The 21,831-nt window shown below is 46.8% G+C and carries 19 protein-coding genes, 1 tRNA gene and 1 other RNA gene; 14 read left to right on the forward strand and 7 right to left on the reverse strand.

Going from position 1 to position 21,831, the window contains the following annotated elements; all coding sequences use genetic code 11:
• Positions 1–35: 35 nt before the first annotated feature.
• The 5 genes from V1224_00425 to V1224_00445 all read left to right on the forward strand — a co-directional run bounded on the left by V1224_00425 (position 36) and on the right by V1224_00445 (position 5,486).
• Positions 36–1,301, forward strand: coding sequence for an HD domain-containing phosphohydrolase (locus tag V1224_00425; protein WWR15963.1), 1,266 nt, complete (start codon positions 36–38; stop codon positions 1,299–1,301).
• Positions 1,298–1,939, forward strand: coding sequence for a DUF624 domain-containing protein (locus V1224_00430; GenBank protein WWR15964.1), 642 nt, complete (start codon positions 1,298–1,300; stop codon positions 1,937–1,939). Before V1224_00425 ends, V1224_00430 begins: the two co-directional genes overlap by 4 nt.
• A gap of 113 nt (positions 1,940–2,052) precedes the next feature.
• Positions 2,053–3,162: a sn-glycerol-3-phosphate ABC transporter ATP-binding protein UgpC gene (ugpC, locus tag V1224_00435; GenBank protein ID WWR15965.1), complete on the forward strand. Its 1,110-nt coding sequence runs from the start codon at positions 2,053–2,055 to the stop codon at positions 3,160–3,162.
• 8 nt (positions 3,163–3,170) lie between these two features.
• Positions 3,171–4,259, forward strand: coding sequence for a helix-turn-helix domain-containing protein (locus V1224_00440; protein WWR15966.1), 1,089 nt, complete (start codon positions 3,171–3,173; stop codon positions 4,257–4,259).
• An 84-nt stretch (positions 4,260–4,343) separates the two neighbouring features.
• Positions 4,344–5,486, forward strand: a complete 1,143-nt coding sequence (locus V1224_00445) for a hypothetical protein (GenBank protein WWR15967.1) — start codon at positions 4,344–4,346, stop codon at positions 5,484–5,486.
• Here the strand turns inward: V1224_00445 and V1224_00450 are convergent.
• Entirely contained in the window at positions 5,462–6,010 is a 549-nt protein-coding gene (locus tag V1224_00450) for a GNAT family N-acetyltransferase (GenBank protein ID WWR15968.1), read from the reverse strand. The two genes, V1224_00445 and V1224_00450, sit on opposite strands and share 25 nt — an antisense overlap.
• Before the next feature lie 123 nt (positions 6,011–6,133).
• Between V1224_00450 and tadA the strand changes: the two genes are divergently transcribed.
• Positions 6,134–6,604 carry a tRNA adenosine(34) deaminase TadA gene (gene tadA, locus V1224_00455; GenBank protein WWR17393.1) on the forward strand — a complete coding sequence of 157 codons (471 nt, stop codon included), beginning with the start codon at positions 6,134–6,136 and terminating at the stop codon, positions 6,602–6,604.
• A 56-nt stretch (positions 6,605–6,660) separates the two neighbouring features.
• A tRNA-Ser gene (locus V1224_00460) sits at positions 6,661–6,746 on the forward strand.
• 55 nt (positions 6,747–6,801) lie between these two features.
• Here V1224_00460 and ffs read toward each other — a convergent pair.
• An RNA gene (ffs, locus tag V1224_00465) (signal recognition particle sRNA large type) lies at positions 6,802–7,064 on the reverse strand.
• Positions 7,065–7,241: 177 nt separating this feature from the next.
• Between ffs and V1224_00470 the strand changes: the two genes are divergently transcribed.
• Positions 7,242–8,063 (forward strand): MurR/RpiR family transcriptional regulator, encoded by an 822-nt coding sequence (locus V1224_00470; GenBank protein ID WWR15969.1) that lies wholly within the window; start codon positions 7,242–7,244, stop codon positions 8,061–8,063.
• Between the two features lie 83 nt (positions 8,064–8,146).
• Here V1224_00470 and V1224_00475 read toward each other — a convergent pair whose 3' ends face one another.
• From V1224_00475 to V1224_00495, 5 genes are all read right to left on the reverse strand, one after another.
• Positions 8,147–8,914 carry an SDR family oxidoreductase gene (locus V1224_00475; GenBank protein WWR15970.1) on the reverse strand — a complete coding sequence of 256 codons (768 nt, stop codon included), beginning with the start codon at positions 8,912–8,914 and terminating at the stop codon, positions 8,147–8,149.
• A gap of 67 nt (positions 8,915–8,981) precedes the next feature.
• The gene (locus V1224_00480; GenBank protein ID WWR15971.1) at positions 8,982–10,007 is read right to left on the reverse strand and encodes an alcohol dehydrogenase catalytic domain-containing protein; all 1,026 of its coding nucleotides are present in this window, start codon (positions 10,005–10,007) and stop codon (positions 8,982–8,984) included.
• An 86-nt stretch (positions 10,008–10,093) separates the two neighbouring features.
• Positions 10,094–11,212, reverse strand: a complete 1,119-nt coding sequence (locus V1224_00485) for an ROK family transcriptional regulator (protein WWR15972.1) — start codon at positions 11,210–11,212, stop codon at positions 10,094–10,096.
• A gap of 208 nt (positions 11,213–11,420) precedes the next feature.
• The gene (locus V1224_00490) at positions 11,421–12,617 is read right to left on the reverse strand and encodes a hypothetical protein (GenBank protein WWR15973.1); all 1,197 of its coding nucleotides are present in this window, start codon (positions 12,615–12,617) and stop codon (positions 11,421–11,423) included.
• A gap of 54 nt (positions 12,618–12,671) precedes the next feature.
• On the reverse strand, positions 12,672–13,655 hold the full coding sequence (locus tag V1224_00495; GenBank protein WWR15974.1) for an aldose 1-epimerase family protein: 984 nt from the start codon (positions 13,653–13,655) through the stop codon (positions 12,672–12,674).
• A 271-nt stretch (positions 13,656–13,926) separates the two neighbouring features.
• On the opposite strand from V1224_00495, the gene V1224_00500 reads away from it, so the two are divergent.
• The 6 genes from V1224_00500 (at position 13,927) to V1224_00525 (ending at position 21,691) form a co-directional block, all read left to right on the forward strand.
• Positions 13,927–14,802: a ketose-bisphosphate aldolase gene (locus V1224_00500; protein ID WWR15975.1), complete on the forward strand. Its 876-nt coding sequence runs from the start codon at positions 13,927–13,929 to the stop codon at positions 14,800–14,802.
• 303 nt (positions 14,803–15,105) lie between these two features.
• Entirely contained in the window at positions 15,106–16,434 is a 1,329-nt protein-coding gene (locus V1224_00505; protein WWR15976.1) for an ADP-dependent glucokinase/phosphofructokinase, read from the forward strand.
• A gap of 19 nt (positions 16,435–16,453) precedes the next feature.
• Complete coding sequence (xylB, locus tag V1224_00510) at positions 16,454–17,959, forward strand: xylulokinase (GenBank protein WWR15977.1); 1,506 nt, start codon at positions 16,454–16,456, stop codon at positions 17,957–17,959.
• Positions 17,960–17,994: 35 nt separating this feature from the next.
• Positions 17,995–19,518: a sugar ABC transporter ATP-binding protein gene (locus tag V1224_00515; GenBank protein WWR15978.1), complete on the forward strand. Its 1,524-nt coding sequence runs from the start codon at positions 17,995–17,997 to the stop codon at positions 19,516–19,518.
• 10 nt (positions 19,519–19,528) lie between these two features.
• Positions 19,529–20,491, forward strand: a complete 963-nt coding sequence (locus V1224_00520) for an ABC transporter permease (GenBank protein ID WWR15979.1) — start codon at positions 19,529–19,531, stop codon at positions 20,489–20,491.
• Between the two features lie 123 nt (positions 20,492–20,614).
• On the forward strand, positions 20,615–21,691 hold the full coding sequence (locus tag V1224_00525) for a substrate-binding domain-containing protein (GenBank protein WWR15980.1): 1,077 nt from the start codon (positions 20,615–20,617) through the stop codon (positions 21,689–21,691).
• Positions 21,692–21,831 lie beyond the last annotated feature (140 nt).

The following is a 21,831-nucleotide window of genomic DNA, read 5'->3' on the forward strand; positions in this document are numbered from 1 at the left end:
TCTGCGGGAGAAGTGGTGAATAAAGGGGGAATACAATGGGACCGATGGATTATATTACCAGCGCCAATATCTGTTACCTGATCTGTGACGCGCTGAAGCTCATAGACGAGCGACCGATCGATCATGGAATGCGGGTCGCATACATGATGATGAAAATGTTACAGTGTAAAGGCGGCTTTGATGAATATGAGATCGCCGAGTTTGCTTTTCTGGCTATGATCCATGACATCGGAGCTTATCAGACAGAGGACTTTTCACAGGCGCTTGCTTATGACACGGAGGAAGCCGGAAACCGTCATGCCGTATATGGCGGTATTTTTCTGAGTAATGTGTCGCCTTTTGGTGCACGGTCGGACATTGTCAGGTATCATCATCTGCCTTATACAAAGCTGAGCAGAATCCAGTTTAAAGACAGTAAGATCGCCATGTGCCTGAGCCTGTTGGAGGATGCAGATGCCCTGTACTGTAAAGATGGGGCCGAGATGGATTGCAAGAGCTTTGAGTCAGGTGTGGGAACACGGTATTTTCCTGAGGCCGTGATGCTGTTCACACGCTGCGTCCGGATCGAGGGGATGTTGGACCAGCTCAAGTCGGGCAAATACAAAGAAGAACTGCGTGAGTTTATGAACAATGTTCTTTTTACCAATGAAGAAAAAGAAAATTACATTAAATTTATCATGCATTGTTACAGTCTGAGGGGCAAGATGCGGACGGTGGAAGCGATCCTGTGCTGCTGCGCTGTGGACGAAATCGCTACCAGCATGGAAATGATCGGGCGTGAAAAGGAAAAGCTCGAATATGCAGCGATGCTTCATGATATTGGAATGCTCCGGTTTGATAAAGCGGTTCTCAAAGCAGCGGAGAAGCTGGAAAAAGCGGCGGAAGCAGTCAGAGACCATGTGAGCATAGGGAAGGACCTGGTGGAACGATATTTCGATACGAAAGAGATCGCGGAGATCGTGGCCGGACATCATGAAAAGTTAGATGGACGGGGTTATCCGGCAGGACTGGCAGGAGATCAGGTCACAAAACCTCAGCGGGCTCTGCAAGTGGCAGAGTTTATTACAAAAACAATGTTAAAAAACCGCATGAATCTGGAAAGAGCCGAGATGATCGCGCTCCTGCAAAAGTATGCGGAAATCAAGGAACTGGGTCCGAAAGCGGTGCAGGGGCTGGCTGACCGCTATGATATGATAGACAGAAGGATACAGTCGGAGACGAGAACGTTTCTGGAGATGCACGTTCGTATCCAAAACAGTTATAAGGTTCTGACGGGCAAAAATGCAGAGGAAAAAGTATGAATCGTTTATTTGATGCTGATAATCCGATTATGTCACTTCTTAGCAGAGCTGCAGACCTTGTCTGGCTCAATCTGCTGACACTCATCTGCTGCATCCCTGTTGTCACGGCGGGGGCGGCATTGACGGCTCTGTATTATGTGTGTATTAAAATAGTCAGAGATGAGGAAGGCTACCTGACCAGAAGCTATCTGAAATCATTCAGGGATAACTTTGTGCAGGCGACGGTTCTCTGGCTCTTATTTCTTGTGGTACTTGCCATAGGAGGCGTGGATTTTTATTTTATAGCAACGCTGAGCGGCAGCAGCGCTTTTATCATGCGGATGATTGTGTGCGCTTTTTTCTTTTTCTTTTTGTGCGGCAGTATTTATTGTTTTCCGCTTTTGGCAAGATTTGAAAATTCCCTGAAAACGACGATCAAAAACTCATTTTTGCTCGGTATTGTTAATTTCCCCAAGTCACTGTGTATTCTTTTTATTCAGGGGATCTTTGCCCTGTCTTTTGTGTTGTTTTTTATATGGCTGTTGCCTTTCTTTTTCTTATTCGGCATTTCGCTTCCGGTTTATCTGACTTCTCACCTGTTTTCCGGCATATTTCAAAAGCTGGAGCCGGAGGAGGAAGAAATTAGTGAATCTGTATAGAAATGATGGAAAAGTTTGTGGATTCATGGCATGGCAAAAACAGAGAACTCCGGTTATACTATGAAACAGAAAAAGTGATAAAGGAAACGGAAAAATAACAGGAGGAAAAGAAAGTGGCAAGTTTATCATTAAAAAATATCTGTAAAAAATATTCCAATGGTTATGAGGCAGTAAAAGATTTTAATCTGGAGATCGCAGACAAAGAGTTTATCATTTTCGTAGGACCTTCTGGATGCGGGAAGTCCACGACACTCCGTATGGTTGCAGGGCTGGAAGACATCTCTTCCGGTGAGCTGCGCATAGACGGCAAACTGGTCAATGATGTGGAGCCCAAGGACAGAGACATCGCCATGGTCTTTCAGAACTATGCGTTGTATCCGCATATGACCGTATATGATAATATGGCATTTGGCTTAAAGCTGCGCAAAGTGTCCAGTGAAAAGATTGATGAAATGGTAAAAGAAGCGGCCAGAGTTCTCGATCTGGAAAAGCTGCTTGATCGTAAACCGAAAGCGCTTTCCGGTGGCCAGAGACAGCGTGTGGCTATGGGCCGTGCGATCGTTCGTAATCCGAAAGTGTTCCTGATGGATGAGCCGCTGTCTAACCTGGATGCAAAGCTCCGTGTACAGATGCGTACGGAGATCGCAAAACTGCACCAGAGACTGGGCGCTACGATTATTTATGTAACACATGACCAGACAGAGGCGATGACGCTGGGAACGAGGATTGTCGTGATGAAAGACGGTATCGTTCAGCAGGTAGACAGTCCGCAGAGTCTGTATGACAAGCCGCAGAACCTGTTTGTTGCCGGATTCATGGGTTCTCCGCAGATGAATTTCATGGACGCACAGATCGAAGTGAAGGGCGACAAGGCGTTTGCAAAGACCTCTGGTCTTACGATCGAGCTTCCGGCTGAGAAAGCAAAGAAAGTCATTGCAGGCGGCTATAATGGAAAGACGGTCGTTCTCGGTATCCGTCCGGAAGATGTCTATGACGCTGCAGCGGCGGAAGGAAAATATAAGACACAGTTTGATGCTACGATCAATGTCTATGAGCTGCTCGGTGCGGAAGTGTGCCTGTACTTTGATCTGGGTGAGTTCCCGATCACGGCGAGAGTGGATTCCAGCACGCCGGCAAGAAGCGGCAGCAAAGTAAGATTTGCCTTTGATGTAGAGAAGATGCACGTATTTGACAAAGAAACAGAGCAGGTTATCACAAACTAAGGAGAAACATGCTGTCCAATCAGGTTATTCAGTCGGCGATCGATGAATTAAGAAATATAACAAGAATCGATCTGTGCGTCACAGACGCACAGGGAACGGTCGTGGCCTCCACAATGGGGCAGACCGACATATTGCCGGAGGCAGTCCGGGAATTTGCGCAAAGTGCGGCAGACAGTCAGGCAGTAAACGGGTATTTCCTTTTCAAGGTGACAGAGGAGGAAGAACCGACCTATCTGGTTCTGGCAAAAGGCGGTGAAGATGCGCATATGACCGGAAGGATCGCGGTCAGCCAGCTGCGTCAGCTTTTGACAGCCTATAAAGAAAGGCTGGACAGAGAGAGTTTTCTTCAAAATCTGATTCTGGATAATCTTTTGCTGGTGGATATTCATAACCGCGCCAAGAGACTACATATTCCGGCAGAGGCGGACAGGGCAGTCTTTCTGATCGAAACGGCGTTTGATGACGATATGGACATCATGGAGCTGATGAAGGGCCTGTTTATTCCGTATAACGGGGATTATCTGCTCACTGTGGAAGAAAGAAACATTATTCTCATCAAGGCGCTGTCAGATGGGGATGACTATGAGGTCCTCAAAGAGACGGCGGCGATGATTGTTGATATGGTCAATACGGAAGCGATGGTCAATGTCAAAGTGGCTTATGGGACAATCGTTCACGAGCTGAAAGACGTGTCAAAATCATTCAAAGAGGCAAAGATGGCTCTGGAAGTAGGCAAGATTTTCTATGTTGAAAGAGATGTAATGGCGTTCCATCGTCTCGGCATCGGCAGGCTGATCTATCAGCTCCCGGAAAATTTATGCCGAATCTTTATCGAAGAAGTTTTTGGCAATGATACGTTGCCCAAAGAAATTGACGAAGAAATTCTGACTACAGTGCAAAAGTTTTTTGAAAATAATCTTAACATTTCGGAAACCGCCAGAAAACTATTCATACACAGAAATACGCTTGTCTACCGGATTGAAAAGGTACAGAAGGCGACAGGTTTGGATATGAGAGTTTTCGAGGATGCGCTCACATTCAATATTGCCCTGATGGTAGTGAATTATTTAAAGTATGTGGAATCCATGAATTCCTGAAAAACAAATATTTTAAGGTCTGGAAAACCCTGTCCCTGAATATAATAGTCATAGGTATGGAAACTTAGGACTGGAGGGACAGGGTTGTATTATTTTAAAAAGATCATTTCTTATTTAGATTATTATGAATACGGGGAAAAAAAGAAAAACTGCGGATACGGTAAGATCATGGTAAAAGACCAGGAAGTGACCGTGGAAGTACATATCAAGGGGCTGACATCAAAGGAAGGGTGTATGTGCGACATCATTGCCACCGGGAAGCGCGGAGGACAGCTGGGAAGGATCGTGCTGGACAGAGGGACAGGCTACTACAACGCTTGTTTCCATGGTATGGACATGGATGGAGACGGCCTGCGCGTATTTGACATCACCGGTCTGATGATCCGCATTGACGGAGATCGGTATTGTGAGACTGCCTGGGAGTGGGGCGCGCTGCCTGAGCAGATACCGCCTGCGGGAACGCGGGAAAATAAACCGCAAAAAACAGAAGCGGAAAGGATGGTGCCGGAAGAGCCGGAAGAAATCTTTCGTCACGGAGCAAAGAGCGACGATCAGGGAAAGAGACCGGAAACAGAAGAGCAGACAACCGGGGAACGTCCGTCTGCGGAGAAAGCACCGGACGAACGAGAGAGCAGGAGAGAGCCCGTGCAGGAAAATGAGCGCGGAAATATCCGGAAAGACGTTCCGGAAACCGTCAGGGAGCCTTTGCCGAAAGATGTGCCGGAGAAAAAGACAACGTCGGGCGATCTGCCGCTTCATAAGTCTCAGATATGTGATACCCGCACGAAGCGGAAATTCAGGGACGAGTTAGAGGACATTCCGCTTCAGGATGTGCTGCATGAAGATAAATGGCAACAGCTATGCGCACTTTACCCGGTATGCCATCCGTTTGAGGATGGGGAGGAATACATTGCGATCGCACCCAAGGATTTTGTGATCCTGCGCAAAGAATATCAAAATCTTGTGAGTAACAGTTTTCTTTTGCACGGCTTTTATAATTATCACCATGTCATTCTCGGCAAGACGGGAGAACAGGATATGTATTATATCGGGGTGCCGGGTGCATATCTGGACAGAGAAAAGAAAGTCGCGGTCATGTTTGGGTTTGAGGGATTCGCACAGTCGGTGAGAGGAAACGGAACGAGAAGCGGCAGTGTGAGCGAAAAAGGAAAGCCTGTCGTGGAGACAGGCGCCTTCGGGTATTATATGAGAAAGGTGGAAATCTGAACATTTTTGGCCAGAGCCTGACCATATGTATTTTGGTAAACGCCAACATATTCCTCGGGCGTGAGAGACATGTTATGGCCGAGCAGTTCCATATTCGTTCCAAATACGGTGACGTCGATGCCAAGCTCGGTCATCTTGTTTTTCAGATAAAACTGTTTTCGCTTCTGCCGTTGTATCATATTGTCGGCTTTTTCTTTTGTTGTCTCAATTTCCAGAAAAAAACGTTTCTCCGCATAATGCTCAAATAACTGCCGCAGGGCAGCAGAGCCGCAGCCCATGCCGTGCTTCTCCTCCGCGATGGCAAAATAGTCCAAAAGAATCAGGTCCTTATCCTTCATTGTAATGGCGAGACCGTAAAAGGTCTTGTCCTCTTCTATATACAAGATGTCTACGTTGCCTGTTGCCTGCTTTTCGCGTATGAGAGTAAAGGGTTTGCGCTCATATTCCGGAAATGCACGCTCATAGAGCGCTTCTATTTGCTGCAACTGTGCTTGTTCGGTTGCCGGGATCAACTGCATACTCATCGCCTCTTTCTTTTTGTTATATTGTAATTACAATTATAGCACAACATTTTATGAATAGAAACCATATTATTTTTATGATAAAATAAGTAGCGGGAGGGATGGGCTGTGGGACAGATACAAATGATGACCGAAGACGAGAGATATATGAGGGAAGCGATCCGGCAGGCCAGAAAGGCGGAGCGCCTTGGCGAGGTGCCGATTGGCTGTGTGATCGTATATGAGGACAAGATCATAGGCAGGGGATACAATCGCCGCAACACAGATAAGAGTACATTGTCTCATGCGGAAATATCTGCGATCCGCAAGGCCAGTAAAGTGATCGGGGACTGGCGCCTGGAAGGGTGTACTCTGTATGTGACGCTGGAACCCTGTCAGATGTGTGCCGGAGCTATCGTGCAGGCGCGAATCCCCCGCGTTGTCATGGGCTGCCGCAATCCGAAAGCAGGCTGCGCCGGATCGGTGCTGAATATTTTACAGGAGCCGGCTTTTAATCATCAGGTAGAGATCGCGGAGGGGATATTGGGAGAGACATGCAGCAGTATGCTGACGGAATTTTTCAGAGAACTGCGGATCAGGAATAAAATTGCGCATTGACTTACAAGTCAATTCCCATTATAATATATTTCGTGGTTATAAACTATGTGGTATATGGAGACGTATCGAAGTGGTCATAACGGGGCGCACTCGAAATGCGTTTGCCCTCCGGGGCACGTGGGTTCGAATCCCACCGTCTCCGCTGGAAATTTAACACAATAAAAAATCCGGGACGGTTTGTTCCGGATTTTTTATTGCCGTGCATTCTGCTTCGGGCGACATCCATACACGTTACCTTTACAGTTAGCTCACCCCAGGCACCCTCACGGCACACGGGTGGTTCCGCTTAGTGCTGCTTTGTTCCCAACCTGACACGGTTCGCGGATACCCGTTGCGTGAGACCCAGGTTTCGACACCACTTATAAAGGGCAGCTATACAGATCAAAGCTCTCAGACAGAATATGACCCCTGCTATAGCGGATTGCAGGTACAGGGTACCGCTGACACCCCGGCTGCACGGCTCTATTAGTATACTTGTTTTTTCTGGTAAAGTCAACGCTGCCTGCCGGATTTTATGATTTATCCTGAAAAAGTTGCCGTTTATCTTGTTGAAAGGGCAGATGAAATATGTTAGAATGTAATAATTATAGCAGCCCGCCGTTAAAAAACAGAAAGGGATATTATTTTGAACAGACCTGTGTTGGATGTGATTCAGGAAAATTATGAGAAAATTTTTCCTGCAGAAAAGAAGGTCGCAGATTATGTACTGAAAAATCCGCAGACGACAGTTAATCAGACTGTTTCGGAATTGGCAAAGCTCAATGGCGTCAGTGAAGCTACGGTAGTGCGTATGTGCCATCATCTTGGGTATAAAGGGTATTATCAGTTTCGGCTTATGCTGGCCAGAGATGTGGGGCGGTCTGCCGGAGAAGAGAAAGAAGAGCCGCAGCAGGCGGATAATCCGGCCATCAGGATTTCGCAGCAGTATGCGAAAGAGATCGTTGAGATGGGGGAAAATATCGATCTGGAGACATTGCAGGCATGTGTGACGCTGATCAAGACATGTCATCAGGCGCATATTCTCGCGGTGGGTAATACGAGCCCTATGGCGTTGTATATGGGTTTTCGCCTTGGAAGACTTGGAATCAAATGTACGTATGGCGCAGCCTCGGAATATTTTATGAATCATGTGAATCTGGCAGAGAAAGAGGACATTATTATTGCGATCTCGTTGTCAGGAAGTTCGAAACAAGTCATTCAGGCGATGGAGCTCGGAAAAGAAAAAGGCCTGAAGATGATCGCGATCACAGGCTACAGACAGTCCATGGTGGCGCAGCTTGCGGATTACACGCTGATTTCCAACGGAGAAAATGAGATTTTTGGATTTTACAAGAGCTACGACCATCTGAAAGAGATGGCGATGATCGACATCCTGTTAGAGCTTGTGATGAGTTGGAAGAAGATCCAGGAGATGGATGCAGATAAACCGGAATTTTTACTTATGGAATATAAATTATAGAACATTTTGCAGCAGAAAGCCCTGACCTTTACGGTCAGGGCTTTTGTTATCGATAGATTTCTGTGTAAGCGGCAAATACCTGACTATACACAAGTATAAGCACCGTCTACAATAATATCGCTGCCGCTTGTGTAGCCGGAAGCGTCACTGCACAGATAGAGAAGAGCCGGAATCAATTCTTCGGGTGTTCCCATACGGTGCATCGGCATCAGCGGTGTCCAGGCATCTTTCAACTCCTGAGGAGTGTCCACGGACATGGGAGTTGCGATATATCCGGGACTCAGGCTGTTGACGCGTACGCCTTCCAGTGCCCATTCTGCTGCGAGAGAACGTGTCATATGGATGACAGCGGCTTTCGAAGCATTGTAAGAACACTGCCACTGAGGTATATTAACAATGCTGCCGGACATGGAAGCCATATTAACGATGCTTCCTTTGATATGATTGTCAATCATGATCTTGCCTGCAGCCCGGCATACGATAAATTCGCCGGTGAGATTGCAGTCGATAACCTCGCGGAATTCTTCGATTGTAGCCTCAAAAGTACCCTGGTGCATACAAATACCGGCATTGTTGAAGACAATATCAAGAGAACCGGAGCGTTTCATGATCTCTGCGAAAGCAGCGTCTACCTGCTCTTCTTTTGTTACGTCACAGATGAGATCGTATGCCTTGCCGCCGTCTTTAATAATATTGTCTACAGTTTCCTTTGCGCCGCTTCTGCTCAGAATTACGACTTCAGCGCCTGCTTTGGCAAGTCCCTGTGCGGCAACCTGGCCGATTCCGCGTCCACCGCCTGTGACGACAGCGATTTTTCCCTGCAATCCGAAAAGTTCGTCTAAATATGACATGTGTGAATCCTCCTCGCTTAATTTGTTTTATTGTGTGACTACAAAATACAGTCTGTTATTTTGGTTGCTATTCCTGTACGTTGATAATGACTTTCATCGTTGTCTCACGATTTGCATCTATGTACTGATATGCCTGTAAATAATCCTGGAAGGCGAAATGCTTTGACACGAGAGGCGGTAAAAGCACTTTCTTTTTACATGCAAGATCGATCGCATCGATGTAATCTTCGTTCCGGTACATCATCGTGCTGTTAATATCCAGTTCATGGTCGTTGGCAACAGCCAGATCAATATTTGCCATCTTGGCAAAGACAGCAACCAGAATGATCATGCTCCCCTTCCGGGCATATTTGATCGCCTGACCCATCGTAATATCATTTCCTGCACAGTCATAGATAACGTCTGCCTTGTCCGGACCAAATGCCTCTAAGATTGCTTCGCCGAGGTCTTTGTCGCGGGTGTTGACACGGTGTTCAATGCCGCATTCAGCAGCTTTTTGCAGACGATAATCACTTACGTCGGTGATCATTACGCTGCCTGCGCCAAGACCCTTTGCAGTCTGTGCCACCAGATTACCGATAGGACCGGCTCCAAGTACGACGATGTTGAGCCCTTTGACATCTCCGGCGCGTTTTACGGCGTGGACTGCCACTGCCAGCGGTTCGATCATCGCGCCCTCATCATAGGACATATCCTCCGGAAGCGGTGTTACCTTTGCAGCATCCACAGCAAAGTAATGAGAAGCCACACCTGTCGTCTGGAAGCCCATGACTTTCAGCTCTTCGCATAAATTATACTTACCATGTGTACAGGGATAACATTTACCGCATACGACCTGAGGCTGAATCGTAACCTTTTGTCCTACACTGAAATTTTTCACATCTGCGCCAAGAGTAACGATCTCTGCAGATACTTCATGTCCCTGGGTGACAGGGTAGGAGGTAAAAGGATGTTCACCGTGGTAGACGTGAATATCCGAACCGCAGATGCCGATTTTCATAATCTTGACCAATACTTCGTTGTTGCCGGGAGTGGGAGTGGGGACTTCACGAAACTCGATGACGCCCGGACTTGTCATGACTTGCTGTAACATTACTACACCTCTTTCTATTACTTAATTAAAAAACTTTATTAAAGTAATTTAATTATGTAGCACAATGTGGAATTTGTCAAGGAAAATCAATGTATTTGTGTAAAAAAACGGTTGATAAAATACATGGCGATGCCGACTCCTGCCGCAGAACGTTTGAAACGGCAGAGGCGAAGAAAACTGCTGTCCTCGGGGAACAGAAGGTTTTCCTGCATATAGTCCCATAAAAGTGATAAGTAAGGTTCCAAATGGCTTCCGACATAACCTCCGAGTATGACGTCGCAGTCGAAAATGAGCCGCAGATTGGAAATAGCGATTCCGAGATACTTTAAATAATTATACCAGAGAGAGCAGGCGCCGGCTTCGCCTGACCAGAGCTTTTGAAAAAATATTTCCAGATCCCCCCCCGCGTAATCTGCCAGAATCTGTGCGGAGCAGTAAGCGTCCATACAACCGTGCTTGCCGCAATAACACTGCTTACCGCCCGGTTCAATAACCATATGGCCGAATTCAGCGCTGCGGAAGTGGTCGCCATAATAAATCTCTTCATTGAGGAAGACAGCTCCGCCAACGGAATTGCTCAAAGACAGATAAAGCATATTGCGGTGAAAATAATTTAACTCTGCCATGGCGGCACAGACGGCATCGTTTTCGAAACGGACCGGAAATGGAATGTGTTTCGATAAAAAACGCAGATCAATCTCTTTTAAATTGAGCACATGAGAGATGACAAGCCAATTCTCATCGCTGATCACGATGCCGGGGATGGAAATGCCAACACCGAGAATCTGCTCGGAAGAGACAGAGGAGGAGGCCAGAAACAGGTGCAGCATTTCTGCCAGATCCACACTGTAATCTTCCGTATAGGAGAAAGCGTGCCGGATACGCTTTGTTTGGATGATATTTGCCTTCATATCGATGATGACAAAAGAAACATGATTGACAGTGATCTCGATCCCTGCGGAATAAGCCAGATCTTCGACTACGGACAGTGTTTTGGCTTTGCGGCCGCCGGTAGACTCGTATTCGCCTGATTCATGTATGATGCCCTGGCAGAGCAGGTCTTTTACACATTGCAGGACGGTAGGCATACTTAAACCAAGGGCAGAGGCGATCTCATTTTTGGAAATTTCTCCCTGCTCCAAAATATATCTGGCGATACGGATCAGATTACTTTCTCGTCCGGTTTTTTTGTAGTCTTGTCTCATATTTCGCTCCTAACTGATGATATAGTGTATTATACCTTATTTTTCGATTTTTTCCAATATCCCGCCAGGGATGCTTTTCAGAGGGGAACGTAAAGCGGTGAAAAATGCCACCCTCGCGCTGTATGAACAGGCTATGGAGCGATATAACAAAAAGGCGCCGGATGGCGCCTTTTGCTGTTGCATGTTTTCCTGTAATGATGAGAAACGATTATACGTGATCGGGAACTTCTTTGTTGTTGTTCGCAAAATGCTGGAGAATTACGAGAGGCTCATAGGAACCGGTGTTCGTAATGGTAATTCCCTTGCCGGCAGCGTCTTCCGATACGAAGAACTCATCTCCGGAAATATCCTCAAAGCGAAGCAGCTCCGGTGCTGCGCATTCGAAGGTACCGAATGTGCCATGCCCCTGTACGACGAGAGCCATATAGCAGGCAGCATCTTTGATTGTCACGGTCGTCTTGGGTGCTACTGTGATCTCTTTACCTGCGACCCAGTCATTGGCATAAGCGATCCATTTCTCAACAAGGCCTTCCTGGTTGGTCTCACGAATCTTAGGTGCGCGGAAATACTTCTCTTTGTAATCTGCGCGGGTGCTTTCTTCCCAGTTGATCTGGCTGAACAGTGCATCGATGTCATCCTTTTCTTCCTCAGGCTGGCAGTCTGTGAGGAGATTGTGAGGATTTACTTCACCCATCGTCACGTTTTCCATGATAGTATTGACATCACTGTTCCACTGCGGTTCGAAAGTTACGAGAGAGGCCGGTGCGTGGATAACGCCTGCTTCTGTATACCAGCCTGTGCCAAGCTGTATCCGGTATGCACGGGAGAGTTCGGTGATGCGGGTGTCTTTCTTGTCATAATTGCGCAGACACTCTTTTACCTGCTCTTTCGTTGTGGACGGATCGAATCCGAAATAGGTGAGCGGGAATCTTCCAAGATAAGACGCATTATACTGCACCGGGAAATAATATGCCTCCGGCTTGCCGTGCATACCGATGCGGTTTGCCATCTCCTCTGTCAGATGAAGGTGATGGAACAGAGGCTTGTCATAGTCATATAATTTGGCGAACGTAGGCCATGTTCCGTATTTCTCCTGGAGTGCGGTGCCGATCAGTTCTGCGCCCAGTTCGTCAACACAATCTTTGAATAATATCTTTTCACCTGTCTCATCATCATAGACAAAGCTCATACCTTCCGTAGGGCCGGTCTTGGGTCCGTTCAATGCGACCGTAGTAGAGCCAAGCCAACGCTCGCAGATACCGCCGCGGTCCATACCGAATGCATAGTAGTCGTCGGGATGCAGTCTCAGACGATGGCCCGGCTCGTTGAATCCGCGGGGCACCCATGTGGGAGCCAGATGAAATATGCCATTCCCCTGTTCAAATACTTTTCTAACATTGCTCATTGCTGATACCTCCATAATCATTGCCTGTTATCTGTGTCGGTTTAATTTCGATTGTTAATTCGTTCTGAATAAGCGGATGGAAGCGCCGTAGCTGCGGGATTCGCCGGGTGCCAGACAGGGCAGTTCACCTTGCTTGCGCAGACCATTGCGGCCTTCGAGTGTGTTTGTGCACGGCTCAATGCCCAGAACATAGTCGCGTTCTCCCATCATTTTCCACTGTGTAAACTCAGGGAACTGCTTCGTGTCAAAGGAAAGCTCCAGTCCTTTACCGATGGATTCGTTGCTGACGGATACCTTTGCGACAGCTTCCGTAAATTTATGATAATAGCATTGCTCTCTGAAGTTGGGAATCGGTTTTAACATGTGATCCCATGTGTCGATGTCTTTGGCAGCCCAGTCATCCCTCGGTACGACCTGAGAAGAGTTGATCAAGAGGTTTGTCGTCTCACTGAGCAGCGGATAACCGACATTCATGTGATAGAGAAGGAAGACAGCCTCTTTCTCAGATCCCTCATTGTGAACCGTATCATGGATTGTCACGACATTATCGGTGAGACTTACGGTGATGACCCGTTCCAATGTGAGCTTAGCGCCGAAAATGATATGATCGCGCATTGTGGCGTGCACACGGATTTCTTTCTCCGAAGTTTCATAGCACACATGATCTGCAGGAATATTGCCGATCGTTCCGTGGAGTCCGTAAAGCGTTCCCTCGTCTTCGTTGGGGGTGCCGATATTCTGCAGACCGCAGGTGGTGAGCATACCACAGTTAAAGGACTTTAAGAAACCGAAACCGTCCCGGCCTTCCTGAAAATAGGAGGGACTGACATAGCCACAGGGAGAAATGTAATTCATCCGGCAGCCATCAAAATAGAGATCTGAAATATCCAGGCAGCGGTCCGCGCAGAGCGTCATGTCGATGCCAAGGCCATTGCGCACACGCAGAAGACGCATACCGTCGCCTTTTCCGCCCTGAAGCCGGTACTCTTCCACGCCCGACAACTGCAGCGGATGACCTATGTATTGATTGGTGGTCATTGGGTTCTCCTTTCTTGTATTTTGCTGAAATCATATAGTTGCGATTACTAATTTCATTGTAGTAGCATTGAACGCGAAATGCAAGAAAAAAATTTTTTCTTGCACCTGCAATTTCTTGCAATATCAGGAAAAAAGCAGATAGACATATTAAGAAAAAAAATTTCTTGAAAATTGTTGACAGGGGTCAGAGGCAGGGGTATTATGTAACTATGTAAGATACCATTCTACAAAACGTAACAGATTTATGTTCAACAAAAAGGAGGAGTTACCTATGTTACTCAACATGAAAGAACTTTTAAAAGTAGCCAATGAGCACAATTTTGCAGTTCCTGCATTTAATATTGGTACAGGCCAGATATTGAATGGTGTAATGGATGTCTGCGAAAAGCTGCAGGCGCCGGTTATTCTGGCGATCCATCCGTTAGAGCTGGAATTCCAGAGCGACAGCTTCCTGAAGATGTGCATTGACCGTGCATGCAAATCCAAAGTGCCGGTATGTATCCATCTGGATCACAGCGAATGGGGACCGATCGTACGTGCAATCCGTGCAGGTTTCACATCTGTTATGATCGACGCGTCTTCTCTTCCTTTTGAAGAAAATATTGCCATCACAAAAAAAGTATGTGAGCTGGCACATCCTCTTGGCGTTTCTGTAGAAGGTGAACTGGGAACGATCGGTACGACAGAAGGCGATACGGAAGGCGGTACGGAAGACATCATTTATACAAAACCTGATGATGCGGTTCGTTTCGTTGAGGAGACGGGCTGTGATACACTGGCAATCGCAATCGGTACAGCGCACGGCATCTATCCGGAAGGAATGAAGCCGGAGCTGAAACAGGATCTTCTGTCTGAGATCAAGAGCAAAGTATCCGTTCCTCTCGTACTGCATGGCGGTTCCGGAAACAAAGATTCCGAAATTGCAGAGGCAGTTAAGAGAGGTATCAATAAGATCAATATCTCTTCTGATATTAAGGACGCATTCTATCAGCAGCTTCGGATTACGCTGGAAGATAAGAAAGTTCGTGAGCCTTTCGAACTGTATCCGGCAAGCGTGAAGGCAATGCAGGAAGTCTGCGAGCATAAGATCAAACTCTTCAATGATGATGATAAAGTGAAATACTATGAGCTGTCCAAGATGATCTAGGGATTGCGCGTGATTTACAATAAAATATCGGGTCAATATGGGAACGGCAGGGCACAAGCGGCAGAATTGCTGGCAGTGCTCCTGCCGTTTGCTATACACACGACATCCTATTTTCATGGGATGCGAGATGGATTGGATGACTTGTATAAAAATATCATGAAATATTTCATAAAATATACAAATACAATAGATAAAACTGCATGTAAAGGGCTGTAAGAAAAAAAATTTCATCAAATATATTGACATAATGCCCTGTGCAATATATACTTTTGTTAAAGATTTGATAAAAGAAAGGACAGAAAAATGTCTTATCAGGATAAATATCAATATTATTTAGAAAAGATTCCGGAACTGGCAGCATACAGCCGCAAGGAAAACAAAGCGCCTGTATTTGCCTATACAAGTAATCTGGATGTGGTTCTTACCTGGGATATAGAGAAATATAATGAAATACTGGATACTTATTTAAAAGAAGAGCCTTATTTTTATGACGGTGATACGATCGATTCCATGGAAGATTTTGCAAGGATCAGCAGTTACTATCTGATGCGTGGCCTTGGCGGGAATTTTGATCTCACAAGCATTGAAGTATGTAACTTTCTGAAGGATAAGTTTCAGTATGATTTTTTCTTGGGCGGTACATGCGCACAGGGGGCTGCAGCGATCGGCACTCTGGGATTTCCGGTCAATGTACATCTGTCGGACGAATGTGCGGAAGTGATGAATATCCTGGATGAAGTCGGGGTGACGGTCATCCGCGACGGAAGGAAAGTTCCGGCGGGCAGCGCTCCCTCGGGAGAAGAGCCGGTCTATCACTTCATTCTTCAGTTTAAGAAGGATGACAAGCTGCGGATTATGGGCCGGGAGGTTGCTATCCCGTTATCAAACCGTCTGATTCTGTTTTATGACGAGATACATAAAATCGTGCCCATTCAGAAAGATTTCCTGCAATATTGGAAAGATGCCAGCGAAGTGCCTACCTCATGGCTCATTTCGGGATTCGATGCCGTTGTGGAAGAGGATAAAATGCAGAACTGTCTTGACGCGCTGGAGCCCCATCTGAAATATATGAAAGAAAACCATCCGGAGATGACACTTTATTTTGAGGGTGCGTTTTACATGAACCCGAAAGTAAAAGAGATGGCTGGCAGCGCTTTCTGCAAATATGTCGATATTCTCGGTATGAATGAGGAAGAGCTGGAACAGCAGGTGAAACGTTTTGGCGGGGAAGCGCCCGGGTCTGCGGCGACGGGGGTGCTGGGTGGTTTGGATATGATTCTTTCGAGATTCCATCCGAAGGGAATCGTTCTCCACACAAAGGACTATTCGATGTATTACGGGCAGCCGATTCCGGGTGTTGACATCGAACAGGGACTGACGATGGGAAATATCATGTCGACGACGAGAGCGCGGATCGGTAAATATGGTAATTTTGAAGAATGCAGGGAGACATTGCCGCTTCCGCTGAGTGCAAACGGTCTTCGCTTCGCGGAGGAGGCCGAGGAGTGGAAGAGTGAAGGCAGGATCGTTGTCGTCGTACCGACCAGGTATCTCGAATATCCTAATTTTACGATTGGATTAGGTGATACATTCGTATCGGGTGTACACACTTGTTTTATCAGGAAAGAGTAGGAATGACAGGAGGGATAAGATGGCATATTTGATGGGAATCGACCTTGGCACATCCAGCCTCAAGACATTGCTCATGGATGAGAATGGTCAGATCGAAGCGGTCTGTGCCAGAGACTATCAGTTTGCCTCGCCACGCAACGGCTATGCGGAGCATGATCCGAGAGAGTGGTGGGATGCGTGTTGTTTCACGATCCGGCAGGCAATCAAAGAGAGCGGCGTGGCTCCGCAGGAGATAGCAGGTCTCAGTTTTTCCGGACAGATGCACGGAGCTGTGCTCCTGGACGAAAAGAAGGAGGTCATCAGGCCGGCAATCCTCCATTGTGACGCCAGATCGGCGGTACAGGTGGAATATATTAAGAAAACATTGGGAACAGAGCGGATCCGGCAGTTGATGATGAATCCGGTCTACTCCGGGTTTCTGCTTCCTTCGTTGCTATGGGTGAGGGATAACGAACCGGAAAATTATAAAAAGGTGTGTCATGTATGCCTTCCGAAAGACTATATCAAATTCAGGCTGACAGGTGAGATCACATCGGACTATTCGGATGCGTCTGCGACGCTTGCTTTTGACATCGAGAATGGAACGTGGTCAGAAGAGATCCTGAATCTTCTCTCTGTGCCTTCCACGATCTTCCCTAAGTGCTTCCGCACAGACGAGGCTGTGGGAACAGTCTGCGGTGAAGCAGCGAAGGAGACAGGGCTTTCCACAGAGACGGTAGTCGTTGCCGGCGGCGGAGATCAGGTTATGCAGGGGATCGGGAATGGGATCACACAACTGGGCGGCGCTTCTGTCAATATCGGTACAAGCGGGCAGGTTTCGTTCCAAAGTGACCGTCCTGTCCTTAATCCGCAACTCTCGACAAACACATTCTGCGGATATAAGAGAGACCGCTGGTTTACAATGGGTGCGATCATGAATGCCGGTTTGTCGCTGAAATGGTGCAACCGTCTGCTCGGGCAAAAAGACTATCGGAAAATAAATGAAGCCGTAGATCAGGTGAAGCCGGGCAGCGGCGGAGTGATCTTTCTGCCGTATCTGAATGGAGAGAGAACGCCGCATGTAAATCCTGACATTAGTGGAGAGTTTGTGGGACTTAACATTAATACCGGTCCTGCGGAGCTCACAAGGTCTGTCATGGAAGGGGTTGCCTTTGCGTTAATGCAGTGCATTGAAATCTGCGGTGAGCTTGGGCTGAAGGCAAAGGATTATATGGTCGCTTCCGGGGGAGGCTCCAGAAGCGGTCCGTGGCTGCAGCTACAGGCAGATATTTATAATATTCCGCTTCGCGTTATAGAGACAGAGGAGCAGGCGAGCCTGGGCGCTGCGATTGCTGCCGGTGTGGGTGCAGGTATTTATAAAGATATTGAAGAGGGCTGCCGGAGGGTAGTGCATTATAAGGACATTCTTGTAGTACCTTCTGCCGATGCACATAAAGTATATGAGGAGTACTATGGGTTATTTAAAGAAATCTATGAAGTGGGAAGCGGGGTGTTGAACAAGGTTACATTGCTGGGGAGAAGATAATAACATATTTACAAGAAAAAATGGAGGTGAAAGCTTTGGGGGAAAATATACAAAACAGCGATGAGTATATCTTGCAGTGTTCCGGAATCAGTAAAGCATTTGGAGGTACGCAGGCGCTGAAGGATGTACAGCTGAACATTAAACGAGGCGAAGTGCATGCTCTGTTGGGAGAAAACGGAGCCGGCAAGTCCACTTTGATGAAGATTATCATCGGCCTTTACAAGCAGGATCAGGGAAGCATGATGTTTGAGGGGAAACCTTATCAGGCAAAAGGACCGGTGGAGGCGATCAAAGCCGGGATCTCGATGATCCATCAGGAGTTGAATCCGGAGCCGCATCTGTCTATCGCAGACAGTATCTTCCTGAAAAGAGAAGATATGGTTGGAAAGATTTTCCTGAATAAGAAAAAACAGAATGAAAGAACCGACGCCATTTTAAAACAGTTTAATTTCCCGTATGATGCCAGGACTTTGATCAAAGAACTGACGCTTGCACAGGTACAGATGGTGGAAATTATCAAGGCGGTCTCTTCTGACGCCAGACTGATTATTATGGATGAGCCTACCTCATCTCTGGACAGCGAAGAAACAGATCATTTATTCCGTGTGATCCGGGAGCTGAAAGAGAAGGGTGTAGCAATTATATATATTTCCCACAGAATGGAAGAGATATTTGAGATCTGTGACCGTGTATCGGTGTTCAGAGATGGTACGTTCATCAAATCCTGTAGTATGGAAGGGGTAACGAGAGACGAACTGATCTCCATGATGGTAGGCCGTAAAGTGGAGAGTGTGTTCCCGAAAGTGGACTGTGAGATCGGTGATGTTGTATTCAAGGCGGAAGGGCTGACCGGAAACGGATTTGAAAATGTCAGCTTTGAAGTACACGCCGGAGAGATACTGGGTCTGTCAGGTCTGGTAGGAAGCGGACGAAGTGAGACGATGCGGGCGATCTTCGGTCTTGACCCGATCAAGAGTGGTAAAATGTATCTGGAAGGCAAAGAGATCAAAAACAGAAATCCCCGCTCTGCGATCAATAAGGGAATCTGTATGGTCAATGAAGACCGTAAAAATTTTGGTCTGTGTCTGATGCGTTCCCTGAGAGAAAATATTTCCCTGCCCAACTTGCCGAAAAAGCAGAGAGGCATTCTGATCAATCAGAAGAGAGAGATTAAGGAATGTGAGGAAGTGGCACAGAAACTGACGGTAAAAGCGGCAAGTATCGAACACAACGCCTTTTCTCTGAGTGGTGGAAATCAGCAGAAAGTAGTTATCGCCAAGTGGATCATGGCCAATCCCAAACTTTTGATCCTGGATGAACCGACCCGAGGCGTGGACGTAGGCGCAAAGTCGGAGATTCATTCGCTTATGTGCGAATTTGCTGCAAAAGGTATGGCTGTCATTATGATCTCCTCGGAGCTGCCTGAGGTTATGGGCATGAGCGATCGTATTCTTGTTTATCACGAAGGAAAGATCAACGGAGAAGTAAAACGTTCCGAGATATTAAACAATACTGTGACAGACAAGGTGATTTTAGCTAAGGCATTTGGCGGAAAGTAGGGGGATAAAGATGAAAACTAAGAAAAAAGGCAATGATAATTTAAGAATGTTTATGGGCAAGTACGGAATCGGCGTCGTACTGTTGATCATGATGGTTCTCATCGGTATTATGGAGCCTACCTTTGCCACCGGCACAAACTTTATTAACGTGGCAACGCAGGTGGCGATCAACGGTATGATCGCGTATGGTATGTGTCTTGCCATTACGACCGGCGGTATTGATCTGTCAGTGGGTGCACAGCTTGCATTGACAAGCTGCGTACTTGGAGTTACAATTACCAATAATGGAATGAATGTATGGCTTTCCTGTCTGGTGGCGCTGCTGGTAGCAACATTCTTTGGCTTCCTGAACGGCGTACTGATTGCCAAGTTTAATATGTTTCCTTTCGTAGTAACGCTGTCAACGCAGCTTATTATCAGAGGTCTGTCTCAGGTTATCAGTGGTGGTAAAGCAATTTCTCTGACAAGCGACGCTTTTAAAGGCATTTATTCCAACAAATTCATTGGGATTCCGGTTCCGATTGTGCTTCTGTTCCTGGCTACAGTCATTATGTATCTGTTGCTTCACTGGACTAGATTTGGCCGTTACATATTTGCGGTAGGTGGTAATGTAAACGCTGCGATTGCATCTGGTGTCAGTGAATTCTGGACGAAAGTAGGCGTGTATACTGTCAGTGGTTTTCTGGCGGGTCTGGCAGCAATCATCTTTACGGCAAAAACAGGTTCCGCACAGTCTAATATCGGTGTCGGCTATGAGACAGACGCTGTTGCAGCCTGTGTATTGGGGGGCACATCGTTTGCCGGTGGTATCGCCACGATCCCTGGTGTACTGATGGGTATCTTTATCATCGGTTTCATCTATAATGGCATGAACCTGATCGGTGTATCCTCTTACTATCAGTCGATCGTAAAAGGCTGTGTTATCATCGGAGCGGTATTGCTCGACATGGTTATGAACGGAAAGAACAAATAATTAGAAATTTAAGATCATTTATTCAGGTAATAACTTTCCGCTGTGCGGAGGGCGTATCAGCGGAAAGTTTTACAATATTTATTTAATTGGCACTAAAATCAAAAAAGGAGGAAACAATTTGTTATGAGAAAGAAAATTTTAGCAGTAACACTTGCAGCATGTATGACATTTGCTCTGTGTGCATGTGGTTCCAGCGCAGAAGCTCCGGCACCGGAAGCAGCTCCCGCAGAAGAGGAAGCAGCTCCCGCTGACGACGCAGCAGAAGCTCCGGCAGAGGATGCAGCAGAAGAGGCAGCTCCGGCAGCAGCTGGCGCAGACGTAAATGGCGATGGAAAGGTTGTCGTAGGTTATATCTCCAAGAACCTGACAGACCCGTTCCATGCACCGATCAACGAGCATGCAACAACAACTTTTGATCAGCTGAAAGCTGACGGCGTTATCGATGACTGGACAGGAATCCTTGACGGCGAGACAGACCCGAACAAACAGATCGACCGTGCTGATGAGTGTATCACAAAAGGCTGCGATGTTGTTATCATTCTCCCTGCTGAGTCTGAGGCATCTGATCCTGCAGTGACAAAACTGGTAGATGCAGGCATCAACGTAATCGTAGTAAACTCCAAGACAACAAGCACAGACGAGAAAGCAATCGCTTACTGCGGTTCTGACGACGTAGAAGCCGGCAGAATGCTTGCTGACTGGGTGATCAAGAACTGCCCGGATGGTGGAAAATATGTACACTGCACAGGTATTCTTGGAAACTCCGCACAGCTTGACCGTGGCCAGGGTATCAACGAAGTAATGGCAGAGCATCCGGAATTCGAAATGGTTGCTGAGCCGGATACACAGTGGCAGGGTGACAAAGCTGCAAACGCTACAACTGATGCAATCGCTCAGTACGGCGAAGAGCTTGTAGCAGTTATCTGCGATAACGACGATATGTCTTCTGCAGCTCAGAGAGCAGCTAACGATGCTGGAAGATCTGACATTATCTGCGTAGGTGTTGACGGAAACCAGAACCCTCTTCAGATGGTAAAAGATGGTGACCTTGGCGCAACTGTTCTTCAGGATGGTGTTGGCCAGATTTCCGCAGCAATCGATATCATTACTTCTATGATCGAAGGTAAAGAGTATGACAAGGCACCTGTAATTCCTTTCGTACTTGTTACAAAGGACAATGTAGACGAGTATCTTCAGTAAGGAAAAGACTGGGCAACAGTCGGAAAATGATAAGTGCTGATTAAATCATGAAACGATAAAATAGGAAGCCTGGATTGTATTTCAGGCTTCCTTGTTTTATAATAGTTTTATGAAGTAAAACAAACGAAAACAGGAGGTAT

The organism is Lachnospiraceae bacterium JLR.KK008, from assembly GCA_037015955.1.
In the GTDB taxonomy this organism is placed as follows: Bacteria; Bacillota; Clostridia; order Lachnospirales; family Lachnospiraceae; genus VSOB01.